Source organism: Streptomyces minutiscleroticus, from assembly GCF_014650875.1.
Lineage (GTDB): Bacteria > Actinomycetota > Actinomycetes > Streptomycetales > Streptomycetaceae > Streptomyces > Streptomyces minutiscleroticus.
This window is the reverse complement of sequence record NZ_BMVU01000093.1, coordinates 1-18206: the sequence shown is the minus strand read 5'-3', so window position 1 is coordinate 18206 and position 18206 is coordinate 1. Positions and strand designations below refer to the sequence as shown.

Sequence of the window (18206 nt, the reverse complement as noted above, 5' to 3'; positions counted from 1 at the left end):
CCACCCCCGTCCGGGACCAGACGCTCAACCATCAACACGGACTCAGGCTACCGCCAAGGCCAAATGAGATGACCTCTAAACAGCTCGGTCTGCTGCTGCGGCGACAGCCGGCCCCACCACGCCCGCGCCGTCTCCAGGTCCTGGCGCTCCTGCTCCTCACGCTTGGCCTGTTCCCGGGCCAGACGCGCCTCGCGCTCCGCCCTCTCCCGCTCCCGGCGCTCAGCTTCCTCCGCCCACCGCCGCCGCGCCTCCTCAAGGCGCAGACGCGCCTCCTCTTCTCGCTCCAGCCGTCGACGCTCAGCCTCCTCGGCCTTCCGCGCCCGCTCCTGCTCCTCCACCTCCCGGCGGCGCCGCTCCGCAGCCTCCTCCTGCTCCTTCTGCCGCGCCTCCCGCTGCGCCCGCGCGGCATCCTGCCGCTGCCGCATCACCTCGTGCCTGCCCTGGTCAGCGATCGACTTCTGCGACGTCCACCACCGATCCCGGCGGAACCGCCGCTGCTCACCGTCGACCACCAGATACACCCGCCGGTACCGGGGCAGCACCTCAGCGGAAACGAGCTGTTCCTCCAGCGCCCACCGCACGAACCGCTCCAAGGGCTCTTCCTGGAACTTCCATCGCCCGCTTCGGTACACGAACCCGGCGAGGCCGTCGTCCACCACCCACGGCTCATTCCGCTCCTGCGGAGCCCTGACCCGGACGGCCGGCACCGCGGTGATCCACTGCGGCGGCCGCGCGCCCGGGTGCACCCAGCACACTCGGATACCTTCCTTGGCGTACCGGTCAGTGCGGGCGGCGATGTCGTCCACAGTGATCGGCGACAACTGCGCCTCCCAGGCCATGCGCCGGCTCTCGTCCGTGGACGAGGCCATGACGTCCGCCCGCCACGACCCGTCCTCCGCCGGCACTTCTAACGTCGCGGACCACCCGGCCGTCCGGATCGCACCCGCCACCTCCAGCTTGAGCATGTGGTGCTCCCACGACTCGTTCAGCAGCTCACACGACTCCGGCCGGTCAAGGTCCTGCGGGGCCGCCCCTCCCTGTTCTCGCATTCCGGTACCGCGTGACAAGCGCCAGTACTATCCTGGTTAGTTGACGCCGTTGATGCAGCGGCCGGACGCCTGCGCATAGGACTGCGGTCCGCGTGCGCACGACCCGCGTCTCCTCACCCGCCATCCCTGGGGTGGGCAACCGGATTGCCGACGGCTTACACACTGACGCCGAGTACGCCCCGTGGGACTGCGGTCCTCCGACGGCGACGAGGGTGCGTAGCTCCTCCGAATGGTGCTGCCTCGCGTACTTCCGCAGGCCGCGCCATCCTTTTGTGTGCGGCCGTACCCAGAAGGGCGGTCGCGTGAGCGACACCTCCATGCCGGAGTTCGAGTCGGCTGACAACGAGATCCAGGTCATCCCCGTTACCGACTTCCGCAACGTCGACGGCGACTTCGAACATCGGCTTCCTCCGCCGAGCGCGACGACGAACGCGGAGGAGTACCTGCAGAACCACCCCGACGTCCACCTCTCCGATGAGGCAATCCGCCGCCTCGTCCAGGGTGCCGTCGAGCCCCAGGACCTCGAGGGCATTCGCGTCGAGCGGCACCGGGTGGAGACCGGCTGGCTGATGGTTATCTCCTACCGGGCCTACTCTCCCATGGTCTCGCTCGCGATCGAGAACGACCGTCTGCTGGCCGAAGTCTCCTACGCGGCCGATCCGCACGCCGCCGACGTACGCAAAGCCCTGGCCATGCCCAGGCCCCACACCGAGCATGCTGTCCTGATCCACCCCGACGCCTACAAGGACATCGAGGAGTCCGTCGATCGGTCCGCGAAGCGCGTACTGACCGACAACCCTCAGGAAGTGGGGGAGCGGCTCGTTGAGCGCCCGCTGATGCTGGTGCCGGTGACCTTCAAGTCCGAGACCGGCGAGCCCGCTGACGACCTCACCGCCGTCGACGGTAACTGCCGCCTCGCCTTCTGCTACCACCGCATCCCGCCCGTGCCGCGCGGATGGGTGGACGACTCCCTGATCGGGGACGCGAGCAAGAAGCGTGTGGTGCTGCGGCCCTCGCACCTGATGCGGATGTCTCTCGAGCGCCGTCGCGAGCTAGTCCGGAAGGTGATCAAGGCCGCGTACAGCCGTCTCAAGGCGCCGCGCACCGGCTCCTCGGCCGACATCAGGGACCGCAACAAGTGGGCCATGGCCCTCAACGCCCTGACCATCCCCGTCACAGTCATCGTGGGTTACCGCGACGACAACGCTCAGCGTGGAATGCAGCGCTTCCCCGCCGGCGTCCGCTCCCTGCTGCTGCGCATGAACACCGGCGGCAAGGTGTTTGCCGACGGCGCGAAGAACGCCGTGAAGGCGGAGGAGATCATCAACGGGCTGTACGACGAGGGGCTCCTGGGCCCCGAAGCGCAGGCCCGGCCCACCCGTGACGCCCTGATCGGCCGTGGGGACGTCGCCGCCTCGATGGAGGGACTCGGCTTTAACCCCGAGCTTCCCGACCTGCGGTTTGCCCTCGTTATGCAGCATCTGACCTACAAGAGCCCGAGGTTCAACGCGCTGGTGCGCAGCAAGCTGCAAACCGAGGGCAACCTCGTGCTCAGCCGCCGTAACGGGCCGATCGTCGAGCTGGGGCTGCGCTCCTACTCCGCGAGCATGCCCACGAACTCGCCGCGGACTGCCCTGGAGACGATCTGCCTGTGGCAGGACCTCGTCGACAACTCCTGGGTCGTCGAGAACATCGACACAGACACGAAGGTCGACGAACTCCTCGGCCGCGCGGACACGGGAGAAACCCAGGCCACGCTGCTGCTCGGCGCACTCGGCATGATTTCCCTGGTGATGAGCGGCCACCTCCTCGCGGCCGCCGGCTCGGCCGAGGCGGACGCCGGGACCACCATCGCCCGCACGAGCGTCGGTCTGATCACCAAGGGATTGCTCGCCCAGAGGGAAGGACGCCTGATTCTCGCGGACGCGATCAAACGCGTACGCGCGGGCCTGCCCCTGCGCTGGTGGGACACGGAGAAGCAGGAACTCGTCGAGCAGAAGACCGACTGGCGGGGCTCCACCTACAACGCGATGCTCCGCAGCGCCGTCCGGCACGGCTGGAAGGCCAAGGCCCCAGGCAAGGAGAAGAAGACCCCGGCGGAGCAGGAGGCCGACAAGCTGACGGTGTTCCAGGAGCAGCTCAGCACCGCCGTCGACCGCCTGCGTGACCTGTTCGAGCTGCGCGAGAAGAACGGCACCACGGACAAGCTCGCGTGGGTCGAGGTCGAGGCGTCGTTCAACCAGATCGACGACATCGCCGACGATCTGCGCCTCATCTCCGAGCGCAAGCCGCGCAACCGGTGACGGCTCCCGTGTGGTCCGGCGTCGTCACCATGACGCCGGACCGGTACGCGGCGCTCGCACACCTGGCTCGGCCCTGGCTCGAGGAGTTCAGGTGTTGTCCCCTCGGTATCGATGAGGACAGCGGCCGGGAGGAGCGGGCCGTGTACATCGTCGTCAACGCCGACGGCATGGCCTGCTACGCCGGCCGGACCCGACCGACCCGACTTCCGCGTCGGGGGGCAGCTGTCTCTCGGCTGCGGCAGCACACGGCCAGCGCCCGTTCGAAGTATGAGGAGTGGGCGAGGTGCTGGGTGTTGCCCCTCCAGCCGGACACGCCTGACGAGTTTGTCGACTGGCTCGAGCGCACCATCCAGGCCCGGCTTGGCCTGCCCCGGCAAAACCGCCGTTGGCGCAGGTCGTAGCGCGGCCTTATCGACGTTGGCACGGGCGGCACAGAGTTGCCGCCCGTGGTCCGGTGGACGCGGATTAGGCGGTAGCCGCGCCCTCACGCCCACTTCATGCCGAGTTCCCGGAGGGCGGCGAGCTGGTCGGCGTCCAGCCGGTCCCTCCTGGATTTCGTGTTCGAGATCCATACGCCCAGTTTGACGGTCACCGGCTCGTCTTCGCCGTCGAGGGTGATCTCCTCGGTGTGGCCGCGCGGCACCGGCCGGTCGGCGCCCTCCCGCTCCACCCACTGCGCGAGGGCCGCAAGGCCCCGCTGGAACGCTTCTTGCGTCTTGCTCGGACCCCTTCCTCGCGCGCCTGGCCGCCGGGGCGGCAGACGGCTCCTCAAGCGGCTTGATGCCCAACACGGACAGTCGCTCCTGCTGCTCGGGCAGGAGCCGGGCCCACGTGGCTGGCTGCTTCTGCTGCTGGAGCCTGTCGGCGGTCACGTAATTCCCCACGTTCTGCATGATCAGCGCCACGTAATTCCCCAGCCGCGCGGTCACGGTTCCCCACCGGGGCGCCGACCACCGATGGTGTCGCCGATCACGCTCGAAGTGACGTCATGTTCCCTGTTTCGGGTGGTTTGATCACCTTCTGGCTATTCCTTGCGGATCGGTCGGGGTCCCCATGGGCATGCCGGTGCCCGGGTTGAGGATCCTGACCTCTCGGAGCGTCGCGGGGCCTCGATCCGCGAGCCGAGAGGCCGACGGACGCACCGGATGGCAAGGAGAACGTTCACCGTGGTCGACATCGTTGAGATTTACGTGCACTGGTACGCAGGCCGGTCCAAGAGCCAGGTGTCCGCTTCGCTGGGGGTGGACCGCAAGACGATCAGGAAGTACCTGGCGCCGGCGGAGAAGGCGGGGATCACCCCGGGCGGGCCGCCCATGAGTGAGAGGGATTGGGCCAAGCTGCTCAAGAGCTGGTTCCCGGAGCTCACGAGTCGGAGGCTGAACCAGGTCAGGTGGGATGAAATCGAGCCGCACCGCGACTACGTCAAGGAACTGCTGACGACCACGACGGTCACCACCATCCATCAACGACTGCGCGACGAGGGCAAGTTGCAGGCGTCATTGACGACGTTCCGCTCAGGCCGCATCCCGGTGGTGATCTCGGGCTACGAAAATCTTGCCAGGGCCACTACAGGCCGTACGCCGACAGCCGGTCTCGAAGTGATCCTCGGGCAGCGGCTGCAGCAGGGACTTCTCGATGGCGAAGTACTCACCGACGGTGCGAGGGCGCTCGCCGATCCGGCGCTGGTCGTCCTGCCGGTCCCACACGTCGATCTGGGCGTTGAGCTCGGCCAGGCTGGTGACGTCGGGGACGGGGACCAGGTGGTTGCGGCGGAACCGGCCGACCTCACCTTCGACACCGCCCTTCTCGTGGGCGCCGTCGATGCCCGGCGCGCAGTAGAAGACCTCCAGGCCGGCCCAGGAACGGAAGGCTGTCCAGCGGTCGGTCTCCACGCGGGCGCGGGTGAAGCCGAGGACCCGGGCGACTGCGGAGGTCAGGTTGTCGTAGCGAACTTTCCCACGAGGTACTCCTCCCAGCACTTCAAAGGCGTGGAGGTGGCCTTCGAAGAAGGCTTCCTGCCCCTGCGAGAGGAAGATGCGGTGGACGGCCTTCCGGAGAAGGACAGCCGGAAGACGAACAGGTAGCACAGGGTGCGCACGCCGTTGAGGGTGATGCAGACGTCGCCGAAGTCGACCTCGGCCTCCTCACCGGGCCGGTGGGTCTGCGGAATGAACACCGCGGGCGGGCCGCGGCCCTCCTCAACCCATATCTCAGGCTTGCGGCGCCTGATGTAGTCCCGTACCCGGCCGTAGGAGACGTCCTCCATGCCGTGCTCGTCCACCAGCCGGTCGAAGACCCGCTTGGCGGTGTGCCGCTGCTTCCGCGGAGCGTCCAGGTCGGCGCGCAGGATCGAGTCGATCAGATGCTTGTACGGGTCCAGAACCGACGCGCGTGGCGGCATCGGCTTACGCGCAGTCGGCCACGGCGACGTCAGAGCCTCGCGGACCAGTCGCCGGTGCACCCCGTAGCGGCGAGAGAGTTCGCGGATCGACAGCTTCTCCACACGCGCATCCCGGCGGATCGCCGCGAAGAGCTCAACCTTGGTTCTCGGGCCGTCCATCCGGGCCCCCTGACTGTCGGAGCACAACGATGCTCCCACCGCAAGACCGCCCCTGGGGCCACTTCTGACGAACACACACTTCCCGATCAAGCCCCTGGGGCCACCGAACTCGTTCCACCGGGGCCAGAGAATCCGTTCAGAGCCAATGGCGGTCAGCGAGTACCAACGGCCTCGCCGCGCACGCGGGTCGGGCACCAGGTCCAGGTAGGGGCGCAGGTCAGCGATCCGGCCGCCGCCCAGCGGACCCAGCTTCACCAGCACTGCGGGGATAGGGGAGGATACAGCGGCAGGCACGAGCCACCTCATGATCGTTGAGCTTAGACACCCCAATGGTCGCGAAGCCCGTACCTGCTCTGCTATGCACCCCAACCGGTCACAGCCCGGCCCAGCCGCACGACTCCGGAACTTGACCAAGCCCTGCCGATCCTTCTCCCCGGGAAACATCCCGACGGTGGCCCCGGAGCCAGCGGCAGACGACTGTCCGCCGCTGACCAAATCGTCGTCTTCCTCCTCAAGAAACGCTGGTCCATGACGAACGCCGCACTCGCCGAGGCGACCGGTCTGAGCAAGAACCGGATCGGCGCGACCGTCCGGGACGCGGCCCCGGTACTCACCGCACTGGGTCACACCGCCCCCACCGGCGCCCTCACCGTGACCACGGCACAACAACTTGCCTCGATCGCCGGTCACGACCTTGCCAGCTCATGACCCGCGCCCGAATCAAGGAGTTATTTTTCGACAGCTCCCTGGACTCCCCGAAGACTCTGGGCGACGGCCCGGGAACGGAGCGCAAGAAAACCTGCCCTACGCATGACGGTATAGTACCTTTGTCGGTTTTCTTAGTGTTGCCATGTGCGCATCATTAGGTATCCTCATGCGGAACGCTCAGTGCAATCCGGGGGATGGCGAGCAATAGGTATATCGCATCGATTTCATACCGCATTTTTTAAATTGCGATATTTTCGCGCGAAATTAACTGACCAAAGATTGCAGCGATTCATTACCTATGCGTTGCGAGCCGACCGGTTTACCAACGCCCTTCCGTAGCTACGCCTGAAGGGCAAGGCTTTGCATGCGGTTAGCCTTTCGTCTGCATGTATGGCAAGAATGAACCCGGGTGCCCATTCATTTGCAGCAAGCGCAAGCTTCAGGAGGGGACGATCGTGAAAATTATCAAGAAAAATAAGATCGGTGCTATCTCGGCAGCGATTCTTCTTAGTGCAACAGCCATGCTCAGTGGGGCCGCCGGAAGCGCCTCTGCGGCAACAACCGCCCTGCCCAGTTGCCCTGGAGACTCTATCTGCCTTTATTGGAGCTCGTACTACGCAGACGGTATTAAATATTTCTACGGCGGCATTCGACAGTACCAGAACTACTACTTCACTGGCGAGGGTGGCGACATCAATAATAACATCGCCTCAGCCAAAAACAGAGAAGGTGATTACGATGTCCTTGAGTATCAATACTTCGACTACACGGGTTGGAGCTTCAAAATCTGGAGCTTCGGTACTGTGGACTCGTGGGGAGCGCGAGAGGGGTACAGCGATTGGAGCACTCTTCCTGATACTCGGAAGAACCAGTTTAGTTCTCACGAGTTTTACTAGATCTTATAACTGCGGGCCTCAGTATCGACTGAGGCCCGCATGGGAAATCTGGCGTAACAGAATATTCTGGAGTTTCACATGGTCCAAGGTGAAGGCTTCTCGAAGCGTTCATTTATTTCTCTCGGCGTTTTTTTGGTGTCCCTGGCTCTGTCATCATGCAGTTCCGCTGACGGTAGTTCCAAGGCATCGGACATCAGCAGTCAGAGCGCGGGTAAGTCAGTGGCAGCCGCCTGGGCTCGTGTACAAGCAACGGAGTATTCAGGTTGCGGAGAAGGGAGTTGTGAAGATTATCTGACCAATCTTGTGCAGCAGCTAGACAGTCTTAAGGCATCGATGGAGACAGCCAGTGAAAAAGAATTCGCGCAGCCGATCGAGATAATCGATGACATATCTACTCCCTCGCCCGGCAGCACCGACATTGACACCATGAAAGAGCCCATTCTGAATGCTCGCAGTCAATTGAAAGTCTGGTTCTCTCAGCATCCGGACGCGGCCAAGGGTCCCGTCGATTAAACCATCTTAGAGCCTAAGATTGCGAGTAGGGAATGCGGAGAAAATTCCGTTATGGTGCAGGTCTAGCTATTTGTTCTGTCATCACGCTGTTCGGTAGCACTGCATGCGGAGAGGTCGGAGAGACCGATAACACCACTGAACCTGACGTTCGCATAGTTGTACGCACTCACACCACTGACCTGTCTTTTCCTCTTGATGCATATCGGCTCTCTTCCGAGGAAGACATGGTGCTGGAGCAGGCTATCGATGCTTTGACTGCCAAGTGTATGGCTCGGTACGGGCTTCAGTACAAGGCCACGCCAGTTGAAACGCCACCTGGACAATCGCGAAGCCGACTTTACGGGATCACGGACGAGCGCGAAGCGAGCGTGTACGGATATCACAACCCGGAAAGAAGGCCCTCGGGAACTTCAGGCAAGCCGGCTCGCACACCGGATGAACAGGCAGTGCTCAATGGGAAAATCTCGGCTTTTGCGGGGAAGAAAGTTCCAAAGGGGGGATGCGCTGCAGAATCTAGCATGACGATTCTTTCGGGTCCTCATAAGGTCGATAATGTCCGCTTGGCGGATGAGCTCATTTTTTCCTCAAGTGCCAAAGCGCAGGACGACAGCCGAGTGCAATCAGCATTCAAAAAGTGGTCTGTATGCATGAACGACAGCGGTTACTCGTACGAGTCTCCTGTCGCAGTCCTCGAAGATGCCCAAACATTTGAGTCGCCGACGCCCGATGAGCGCGAGATAAATATGGCCATAGCTGACGTCCGATGCAAGAAAAGGCATAACGTAGTAGGCGTGTGGTCGTCTGTCGAAATGGGTTACCAGAGCGTCGCCATCGAACAGAACGCGGAGGAGTTGAAGGAAATAAAAGAGAACCTTCGTCACGAAATTTCGATCGCTAATGACGCCCTAGCAGGCAAGACGGAATAGTGATTTCGGTACTCTACCAGCCTGACAGAAATATGGGGAGAGAAGAATGCCGACGGGTGCTGAGGCGCAGACGCTCACGACGCTCAGCCGTAGGCGCCGATGGGTTGGCGGTGTGGCCGCCAGCGCTGTAGTGCTCGCTGCTACGGGTATGACAGTTGCTCAGCTGATCAAGTCGCCGGCTCAAGCAGCAGCGGAGTCATCTCCTCCGCCCCCCAGTGTGCTAACTGCTGAAGTCGAGCACCGCGTGCTAACCGACTCGGTGATCTTGCGTGGCAGCGTAACCGCGGCCCAGCACGTTGAGATCGCTCCGGCCGTGAGCGACGCAGAGACATCTGCTGCCATAGTAACTAAGTTGCCTCTTGCAACTGGTGCCAAAATTCACGCGGGACAGGTACTGGTAGAGATTTCCGGGCGACCAGTTATCGCACTCAAGGGCGACCTCCCAGTGTACAGGGATCTCAAGCCGGGCACTAAAGGTGATGACGTCACACAGCTCCAGAAGGCCCTGACCGAACTCGGGCACAGCACAGCAAGCGATCCTGTAGGTTACTTTGGCGTACAAACAAAGGCCGCGCTGTCAGCTCTGTATGAGAGCGTTGGCTATGACCCTCTGCCGGCGCAGTCAGACGACGCAACCCTCTTAAGAGGTGCGGAAGAGGAAGTAACCTCCGCCAAGCGTGCCCTTGAAGACGCACGAGCAGTAACGGACCCCAAGACGAGCCGCTTGCAGCACAGACGGGTACAGCGCGCGCAGCAGGATCTGGATAAAGCGCTTACACGCTTGGCGGAAGCCAAGGCAAAGACGGGGCCGATACTACCGGTTTCAGAGGTTGTTTTTCTGTCACGGTTCCCAGGGAGAATCGACGGTGTGACCTCCCGTCTCGGTGAACAGGCTTCCGGAGGAATTCTCACGGTGTCGTCAGGCGAACTGGAGGTTCGTGGTTACCTGCAGAAATACCAAAAGAATCTGATCAGAAACGGGCAAAAGGTCGAGATTCTTTCAGAGACGTCGGGTGAGGAAGCGCAGGGAACAGTTGTATCCGTTGCTGACACGATGACTCAGCCTCAGTCGACGGATGACGGTGAGTCTGCGGTGAAGGCGGAAAGCGGCGCAACTGACAGTGCACAGGGCTACCTGCTCACAGTGAAACCCAATAGTGCTCTCAAAGCAGGTCTTGTGGGACAAGACGTGCGCCTTACGGTCCAGGCCGCAACGACTAAAATGAAAGTGCTGATAGTTCCCGTTTCAGCGATCTCCGCCGGGGCGGACGGCCAAACCTCAGTGACGGTAATTACCGGTGGTGGTGAACGCCATCGCGTTCTCGTCATAACTGGTACAACTGGGGACGGATACGTCGAAGTCCGTCCGAGCGCCGGGGGGCACCTGTCGCCGGGTGAAAAGGTCGTCGTTGGGGTTAAGAGCGAAGCCGCCACAGCAGGCACCCAGTGATGCCCGGTCCCGCAGCGGTCCGAGTACCAGTGATCGAGTTGAGGCATGCGGGCTTGACCTACCCGGGACCGCCTCCGGTAACAGCCCTCTTGCCGTGTGACCTGACTGTGTGGCCGGGTGAGTTCATTACCGTGATCGGACCGTCTGGAGCCGGAAAGTCCTCCCTCTTGAACATTCTTGGACTGCTGGATATTCCGACGGAAGGCAATTACCTCTTGGACGGGTTGGATACAGCATCTCTCGGTGAAGCGGAGCGCACCGCCCTTCGAGGCCGCCGTATAGGATTCGTATTCCAGGCATTCCATTTGTTGCCTCATCGCACGGCATGGGAGAATGTCGAACTTGCGCTGCTTTACAACGGGACATCACGCCGCAGCAGGCGAGAAGTTGCGAGGGAGGCTCTTGTGCGCGTCGGGCTGGAGCATCGCCTCAACGCATCGCCAACGACCCTGTCTGGAGGCGAGCGTCAGCGAGTGGCCATCGCTAGGGCAGCCGCAGGCCGTCCGTCACTGTTGCTGTGCGACGAACCGACAGGAAACCTGGACACCGTCACCGCTGCATCGGTCCTAAACCTTCTCGATCAGTTGCACAGCAGCGGCATGACCGTCGTGGTTATCACCCACGACGCGACGGTGGCGGGTCACGGTGAACGGGTTTTGGCTATGCGCGATGGAGTGCTTGCCGAGCAGGTTCCGGCGTGAAGCGGCTGAGCCGTCTGCGGGCACGGCGTGGAGCTTTGTCCACATCGGTCGAGCCTTCGCAGCTTCACTGGCGGGACCTGCTGTCCGAATCTTTAGCAGGCATGCTGCAGCGACCGGCACGCTCTGCACTGACGTCCGTAGGAACAGTGCTCGGTGTTGGTACATTTGTAGCGGTACTAGGGCTAACCGCCACGGCTTCCACGCAGATAAATGAGCGCTTCAATGTGCTCAGTGCGACGGAGGTGACAGTCGAGAGCGCCCCACAAGACGAAAGCGGTGTCGACTCACCGTTTCCGGTTGATGCGGACCAACGCGTCAAGCGTCTGAACGGCGTCGAGCACGCCGGTATATATTGGCCTGTCCAATTGGATCAAACCCTGGCCGTTCACTCCGCCCCGGTCAACTCCCTGGCAGCAGATACTCAGATTCGCGTGGTCGCTGCTTCATCTGGCGTGCTGGAGGCGGCCGAGCCGCTGTTGACCCAGGGCAGCCTTTTCAATACTTGGCATGACGACGACGCGCAGCGCGTCGCGGTCATCGGAACTGGGATGGCGGCCCGCCTTGGCATCACCACCTTGGAAACGCAGCCGGCTATTTTTATCGGTGACGAGGCGTTCAGCGTAGTGGGCATCATCGATAACGTGAGGCGCAAGGCGGACTTGCTGCTTTCTGTGGTTATTCCTCGTTCCACAGCCGAAGAGATGTGGGGTCCTCCCGCGAGCGATGTGAAAATGATTATATCGACACGCCTGGGTGCGGCCGCACAGGTCGCTGCGGAGGCTCCAATAGCCTTGGACGCCGCTCATCCTGATCACTACAAAGTTATCCCACCACCCGACCCCAAAGCTTTGCGCACCCAAGTTACCGGTGATCTTGACCAGCTCTTCATGCTCCTGGCGTTCATCTGCCTGTTCGTGGGTGCTGTCGGAATAGCTAACACCACACTCGTGGCAGTTCTAGAACGTACTGGTGAGATCGGTTTGCGTCGAGCGCTGGGAGCACGTGGGCACCACATAGCGGCGCAATTTCTAGTAGAATCTGGAATATTGGGTGCTCTCGGTGGTCTAATCGGTACGACATTCGCCATCCTCACCATTGCTTCAGTGGCATTGGCGCGGAACTGGACTCCAGTCATAGACCTAGAAATCGTGGCCGCTGCACCACTTCTAGGTTGGGCTACAGGGCTACTGGCCGGTCTGTATCCAGCATGGCGGGCAAGTCGAATCCAGCCTATCGCGGCGCTGCGCCGATAATTTGGCTTGGGTGCACAAAAATCCCAACCGATTTAATCGGCCATAAACGTGAGCTCCGGTTTATGAAGCCGACTGACCGCTGGCGCCCCGAAACACCCCCCGGGGCGCCAGCGGCCAGCCGGCTGTTCCGCCCTGCGCGGCAACTTCTACAGGGAGAAGCGGTTGATATCCAGATATGCGACGACTGTGGTATCGGCACCTGCCGATACCACAGCACGAGGGGTAAAACGCGCGAGACGGATGCTCGCGCCTGTCATTGTCACGCTGGCCACCGCGCTGGCGATACCACTGACCATGCCTGCTCAGGCAGCCGAACCGATCCCACCGGAGAACGCCGCTCAGTGGCGGGCTCCAGACGTCAGGGACGTCGACAAGCCGGGCGTTGTCGCCTCCGAAGACCGTGCCGATCTCCTCGGCCGCGACTACGAGAAGTCCACCGACACCGCCTTCACCACCTCCGGTGACGGCACCGGCTTCCACCTCCTCGTCGCCGACGAGGACGACGGCTATGCCTGGAGGACCGCGGCCACCCTTTCCGAGCCCGGTTTCGACACCGACACCTGGATCGGCAACGCCTGCCTGACCGCGTCCGGCAAGCGGGCGGCCGTCGCCTACGCTCCACGCACCTTCACCAACAAGCCCGAGCTGATGGCGCGGGGAGCGTTCGCGGCCACCGTGGACCTCACCACCGGCGAGGTCACCAAGCTTCCCTTCCAGGCGTCGCTGGCCTACTTCAGCCCCGGTTGCGGCTCGGGTGAGAAGGCTGTGTTCACCCAGCTCTCCTACGAAGGCGATACTCAGCAGCGAACCCGTCTGATCAGCGTGGACGCTGCCACGGGTGAGGCCGGCGCACCGGCCTCCTATCGGGGCCAGGTTACCTCGGCCGTCCCGACCGAGGACGGTGTCGTCGCCGCGCACGGCAACCGGCTGGTGTCCGCCGGAGCCAAGGGCAGGCTCACGGAGATCACCCGTACCAAGGCGGTTCCGTTCCAGCTCACCGTGGACGCGGACGGGGGCCTGACCTACATCGACCGAGCCAGGAACGCCGACGCGAAGAAGACGTCCGCCAGCCATGCCCGGCACCTGAGCGCCGGCCAGCTCCGCAAGAGCAACGTCAAGGCCGACACAGTGGCCTCCGGCATCCTCACGGACTGGGACCTCGCATCCTCGGCCGACGGCACCGTCTACATCACCGGCAGGGCCACCACCGAGGGCGCACTGCCCAAGACGGTGAAGAACCCTGGCGGCATCACCAAGGGCGCGCTCGTCTCCAGCCACGGCGGCGCCGCGCTCACCACGGCCTGGGCTGACGGGAAGGACACCCGTATCCGGTCCGAGGAGGCGCTGACCGAGCGCACCGCGCGCATCAGCCTGCGTCTGCTGGACACGAAGAAGACCGTCACCCTGGACGCCCTGCCCGGCAAGGACCGTATCGGCGGGAAGAAGGCCGAACGGCAGGGAAGGACGACCTCGCCCGCGCTGCCACAGCCCACGAAGAAGCCGGCGTCCGAGCAGCTTCCTGAAGCCGCCGCCTCCGGCGGCACCGGGCTGTCGGCGCAGACGGCGCGCACGCAGCTCCTGGCCGTCTCGCCCTCGGATCCGAGCGAGGACGCGAGCGAGCGTACCTGCGCCGTCGCTCGCAACGATGTGAAGAAGCAGGCCTTCCAGCCCACCCCGCGCCAGGTCGAGTGGGCGGTGGACCAGGCCGTCGTCGGTGAGCTGAACTTCTATCGCTCGCCGAACTGGAAGAACACCGGCATGGGCGGCTACCAGCCCCAAGGCCTGTTCCCGCCCGTCGTCCTGGAGGGCGACCCCAACGGCACCCTCGACAACGAGGACCCCAACGTCACCGACCGCTGGCACATCCCCGCGCAGATCTTCCTCGGCGTCACCGCCCAGGAATCCAACATGTGGCAGGCTGCTCGGTTCGCCGTCCCCGGAGTCACCTCCAACAGCCTCATCGGCAATTACTACGGCGTCGACTACAGCGCCTCCGGCCAGCAGCAGGACCCGTGGGCGATCGACTGGTCGGATGCGGACTGCGGGTATGGCATCACCCAGGCCACCGACGGCATGCGCCTGGCCGGCAAGGAGAAGCCCGGCGAGACGGCGATGAGCACCCTCAAGCAGGAGGCCGTCGCCCTGGACTACACCGCCAACATCGCCTACGGCGCACAGATCCTGTCGGACAAGTGGAACCAGACCCGCAAGGCGGGCATGAAGGTCAACGACGGCCACCCGAAGTGGATTGAGAACTGGTTCTTCGCCCTGTGGGCCTACAACTCCGGCTTCTACCCCCAGTCCGACGCGGACTCGGCCGGTCACTGGGGCGTGGGCTGGACCAACAACCCCGGCAACCCACTGTGGAAGGCCAACCGGCTTCCGTTCCTGGAGAACGCCTCCGGCGGCGACAACTACGCCGACGCCGCGCACCCGCAGGACTGGCCCTACGAGGAGAAGGTCATCGGCTGGGCCGCGCGTCCCCTCGCCGCCCTGGCCAGTCCCGGTAACGTCACGGCGGGTTTCACCCCCGCATGGTGGAACAGCAACGCCGACCGCACCACCGCCAAGCCGCCGGTCGACCTGTTCTGCACTTCCGCCAACTCCTGCGACCCGGACAAGATCACAGATGGTGACTCCAACGACCCCGGCCAGGGTGCCTGCACCCTCGACTCCGGCGACGGCGACACCAACCCCCACTGGCTGCACTGCTGGTGGAACAAGTCGGTGGAATGGAAGAATTGCACGACCTTCGCCCAGTGCGGCAACCAGGTCCACCGGTTCAACACGTCCTACCCCGAGCAGCCCGACGCCAACTCCTACCCGCCGCGCTGCTCCACGGGCCTGCCGTCCAACGCCCTGATCGTCGATGACGTCGACAAGGGTGTCGTCCCGGCCGGCTCGTCCTCACGCAGCTGCGGAGCATCTACCTCGGACGGTACGTTCACGCTCAACTACAGCATATGGAACGGCACATATCCCGGAAAGACGGACACCCATCAGATCGGCGCAGGATACGGTAACCACTTCTACTTCGCGCACACGCGGCAACCAGAATCCACGGCAGGCACGGCCAACCGCATGCAGGCCACCGGCGTCTGGAAGCTGAACTCCACGGTCCCCGGCCGCGGCGGCGACGCCGAGGTCTTCGTGCACATCCCTGACCACGGGGCGCAGACCGCCGAAGCAACCTACGAAATCGTCACCGCATTCGGCACGAAGAAGAAGACGATCTCCCAGGACGCCAACCAATCCAACAAATGGGTTTCACTAGGTGGTTACCGCTTCAAGGACAGACACCCCGAGGTGCGACTGTCCAACTTCAACAGTGGCGGCACCGGTGACAAAGACATCGCCTGGGACGCGGTCGCCTTCGTTCCCGGCGACCAGTCGAAACTGCCGCAGGTACTCTTCGGTGACCCGAACCTGAGCATTGATCAACCCGCCGATGACAGCACGCCCGCGGATGTCAGCCTGAGTGTGATCAACGGCGCCGGACCGGCAGGTCCCTCAGGCACCTCGGCGGCCTCGGTAGCGGCCCTCCAGGCATCCGGTACCAGCAGCTTCGTCGAATGGTGCGACAGTAAGCCCTTCAACAACCATGTGCAGTGGATCAACCGCTACCAGGCATGCTTGAAGGATCACATACCGGTTGTCATCAGCAATCAGGACGGGGCGATCATCGGCACCATGGACTTCGATGTCCAGGCGGAGATCAAGTCGTATCAGGACGAGAACGGTATCAACACCAAGCTGAAGCTCGTTCCGACCTCCGCCACCGGTGTGGCGACGACGGCACCGGTCACCATCACCTTTGAGGAAACCTGCGACTTCGACTGTACAGCAGGCAATCCCATCTGGAACACCCCATCAACCTGGGAGTGGGGCGCGGGCGACCGCCACGTCGGCGCTGTACAGACGATCCTGTCCTGGAAACAGACCCGTACCTCGGAGTTGCTCGGTGTGAGCTGGAAGCTCGGAGCCAACGTGGCTGGGTCGCCCTCGAAGAATGTTGTTGCCGTCAGCACCGATCGGTACTCACAGCTGCGCTGCGACCGCGTCGTCACCACGAAGCCAGGCTGCGTACTTGAGTACTACAAGCCGACCTATGTCATGAACGCCAAAAAATTCCCCGCCGCTGCGGCGCACGCCTGGCTCGTCCAGACGCGCAACGATAAGCACTTCGGCCGCAGGGACGGAGGCACGGCGCTCACCTATATGAATCGCGACGACTGGACTAGCGAAGAGAGCCGAAAAAGGATATGCCCGGATTCACCTGCCTTCATCCGGCGCACCGAAGCCGGCCTGTCTCCGGAGTTGGCATCGGCGAATACAGACAGGCCGAATTGCGACGAATTCGCCTTTGCCAACAGCTATCAGAGCGCGGGTATGCCAGGAAACCTGGATGGCAAAAACCCGGTAACGGACCCGACAGAGTGCCTGTCGACATATGCGCCCAAGCTGGGTAGTAATCACTGGACGCTCTACAGTGACGACAACTATGACCTGCCGATCGGCGGGGAGGTGTGCGGCCGCTCCAGCATCTCGGGTAACCAAAACAGCCAGTCCATGTCGTTCTTCGGTGGTTTCATCACTCGAAACCGGTTGCGGGACGGGGATGACTACTGGCTCGGCCTGCCAGGGTTCGACAACTGTGCAATGAACGCTCAGGTGTGCGACGTCAGATGACCTAGCCGCAGGGAGAGGCCCGGAAGCGTATGTAAGCTTCCGGGCCCTTCCGTATTACCTTCCTGTACTGCTTCAGGGGGCAAGTCCCGCATACTCCCAGCGCAGTATCCCCGATTCCACGGCAGGTGCGTACAAGACCCGGTTGCCCGCTGCGCGAATCCCGGCCCTGGCCTCCAGGGCGTCGGCCGTTGCTTCAAGGAAGTCGGCGAGAGAGGGGAAGGCGAATTTGGGAAGTGACGCTTCAGCGAAGTACATCACCGGAGCCTGATCCGAGTCTGTGCCCGCGTCGAGGAAGTATCCATAGGAGGCATCAGAATCCTGAGCGAACGGAATCCATCGGGGCTGCCATTCCGTTCCGGGGACGAGAAGATCTCGATACGTATGAATGATCTGGCAAAGATCGAAAAATACTCGATTGCCGGGTAGGAAAGAAGCATCCTGATGCGTTTTATAAACGTGTCCGTCCAGTACGTCCTTGGCGGTACTGCCGTTGTTCAATAGCAGCCATACCCGAAGCTCGTCGGGGATCGCCGTTGCCATCTCCTCTTCGGCCATATCGAGCAATCCCTCATCGATGCCGGGATTTATTGCTTCGACATGGCGTGGCGCGTTCTCGCCCAACCACTCAGTAATGCGCCTCCATGCACGTTCGATACGCACTTTCTGGGACACCGTCGACCTCCTTGTGCTGATGGGGAATGAAAGTGTAAGCCCGTACTGATGGACGAGCGCATGATTGTTGCTGGGTGTGCTACCTTCGTAATCATTTTTGCATACATCGGCCTACCAGCAAGCAGTGCCATCTGTTGAACTTTCACCCATAGTGTTCCAAAATGCATGCATAGGATTTACCGGTAGTTCGTTGATTTCGGTGGTTGCGTGGGTTGACCGCAGGTCGGGGCGGTCGTAGGCCGGTGGTAGGAGGCCAGGGTCATTGCATGAAGCGACGTCGCGGCATCTGTGTGCGATGGGCCGTGATGTCAAGGTTCAGCCGTAGCTGTGCGGAACGCAGTGCAGGCACGGGAACGGGTGATCATGTGAGTGAGCTGTTTCAGAGTGGCCACTGAGCTGTTTCAGAGTGGCCACTGATGGGGTGACGGCGGTGGAGGCGCAACGCACGAGGCACCCGTGCCGTTGAGGGAGGTGTTCGAAGTCTCA

General features: G+C 62.7%; 13 protein-coding genes and 1 pseudogene. 9 read left to right on the top strand and 5 right to left on the bottom strand.

Annotated elements, in window-relative coordinates; translation table 11 throughout:
• Positions 1-47: 47 nt before the first annotated feature.
• Positions 48-1049, bottom strand: coding sequence for a competence protein CoiA family protein (locus tag IE271_RS37850; RefSeq protein ID WP_190195000.1), 1002 nt, complete (start codon positions 1047-1049; stop codon positions 48-50).
• Between the two features lie 302 nt (positions 1050-1351).
• Here IE271_RS37850 and IE271_RS37845 point away from each other — a divergent pair, with 302 nt between their 5' ends.
• Positions 1352-3352, top strand: a complete 2001-nt coding sequence (locus IE271_RS37845) for a hypothetical protein (RefSeq protein WP_229919873.1) — start codon at positions 1352-1354, stop codon at positions 3350-3352.
• A 484-nt stretch (positions 3353-3836) separates the two neighbouring features.
• Here the strand turns inward: IE271_RS37845 and IE271_RS44420 are convergent, their stop codons facing one another.
• From IE271_RS44420 to IE271_RS37830, 3 genes are all read right to left on the bottom strand, one after another.
• Positions 3837-4022: a helicase associated domain-containing protein gene (locus IE271_RS44420; RefSeq protein WP_444546151.1), complete on the bottom strand. Its 186-nt coding sequence runs from the start codon at positions 4020-4022 to the stop codon at positions 3837-3839.
• A gap of 844 nt (positions 4023-4866) precedes the next feature.
• A complete protein-coding gene (locus tag IE271_RS37835) occupies positions 4867-5244 on the bottom strand; it encodes a hypothetical protein (protein ID WP_190194999.1) in 378 nt (125 codons plus the stop codon).
• Between the two features lie 41 nt (positions 5245-5285).
• Positions 5286-5912 carry a transposase gene (locus IE271_RS37830; RefSeq protein ID WP_190194998.1) on the bottom strand — a complete coding sequence of 209 codons (627 nt, stop codon included), beginning with the start codon at positions 5910-5912 and terminating at the stop codon, positions 5286-5288.
• Between the two features lie 420 nt (positions 5913-6332).
• On the opposite strand from IE271_RS37830, the pseudogene IE271_RS37825 reads away from it, so the two are divergent.
• The 8 genes and pseudogenes from IE271_RS37825 to IE271_RS37790 all read left to right on the top strand — a co-directional run.
• Positions 6333-6620: pseudogene (locus IE271_RS37825) on the top strand (ISAzo13 family transposase); the annotation flags it as partial.
• A gap of 455 nt (positions 6621-7075) precedes the next feature.
• On the top strand, positions 7076-7516 hold the full coding sequence (locus tag IE271_RS37820) for a hypothetical protein (protein WP_190194997.1): 441 nt from the start codon (positions 7076-7078) through the stop codon (positions 7514-7516).
• 78 nt (positions 7517-7594) lie between these two features.
• A complete protein-coding gene (locus IE271_RS37815) occupies positions 7595-8029 on the top strand; it encodes a hypothetical protein (protein ID WP_190194996.1) in 435 nt (144 codons plus the stop codon).
• Positions 8030-8253: 224 nt separating this feature from the next.
• Positions 8254-8955 (top strand): hypothetical protein, encoded by a 702-nt coding sequence (locus tag IE271_RS37810; RefSeq protein ID WP_190194995.1) that lies wholly within the window; start codon positions 8254-8256, stop codon positions 8953-8955.
• A gap of 313 nt (positions 8956-9268) precedes the next feature.
• The gene (locus IE271_RS37805) at positions 9269-10405 is read left to right on the top strand and encodes a peptidoglycan-binding protein (protein ID WP_229919872.1); all 1137 of its coding nucleotides are present in this window, start codon (positions 9269-9271) and stop codon (positions 10403-10405) included.
• Entirely contained in the window at positions 10405-11106 is a 702-nt protein-coding gene (locus tag IE271_RS37800) for an ABC transporter ATP-binding protein (protein ID WP_190194994.1), read from the top strand. Before IE271_RS37805 ends, IE271_RS37800 begins: the two co-directional genes overlap by 1 nt.
• Before the next feature lie 35 nt (positions 11107-11141).
• Positions 11142-12359 carry an ABC transporter permease gene (locus IE271_RS37795; protein WP_229919871.1) on the top strand — a complete coding sequence of 406 codons (1218 nt, stop codon included), beginning with the start codon at positions 11142-11144 and terminating at the stop codon, positions 12357-12359.
• A 240-nt stretch (positions 12360-12599) separates the two neighbouring features.
• Positions 12600-17048, top strand: coding sequence for a golvesin C-terminal-like domain-containing protein (locus IE271_RS37790; protein ID WP_190194993.1), 4449 nt, complete (start codon positions 12600-12602; stop codon positions 17046-17048).
• A gap of 72 nt (positions 17049-17120) precedes the next feature.
• Here IE271_RS37790 and IE271_RS37785 read toward each other — a convergent pair whose 3' ends face one another.
• Positions 17121-17720 carry an SMI1/KNR4 family protein gene (locus tag IE271_RS37785; protein ID WP_190194992.1) on the bottom strand — a complete coding sequence of 200 codons (600 nt, stop codon included), beginning with the start codon at positions 17718-17720 and terminating at the stop codon, positions 17121-17123.
• Between the last annotated feature and the right edge of the window lie 486 nt (positions 17721-18206).

Bases quoted from the DNA above. Each gene is read 5' to 3' on its own strand.
- IE271_RS37830 (WP_190194998.1), bottom strand. From the start codon at position 5,912: ATGGACGGCCCGAGAACCAAGGTTGAGCTCTTCGCGGCGATCCGCCGG.
- IE271_RS37850 (WP_190195000.1), bottom strand. From the start codon at position 1,049: ATGCGAGAACAGGGAGGGGCGGCCCCGCAGGACCTTGACCGGCCGGAG.
- IE271_RS37815 (WP_190194996.1), top strand. From the start codon at position 7,595: ATGGTCCAAGGTGAAGGCTTCTCGAAGCGTTCATTTATTTCTCTCGGC.
- IE271_RS37790 (WP_190194993.1), top strand. From the start codon at position 12,600: ATGCTCGCGCCTGTCATTGTCACGCTGGCCACCGCGCTGGCGATACCA.
- IE271_RS37800 (WP_190194994.1), top strand. From the start codon at position 10,405: ATGCCCGGTCCCGCAGCGGTCCGAGTACCAGTGATCGAGTTGAGGCAT.
- IE271_RS37810 (WP_190194995.1), top strand. From the start codon at position 8,254: ATGGTGCTGGAGCAGGCTATCGATGCTTTGACTGCCAAGTGTATGGCT.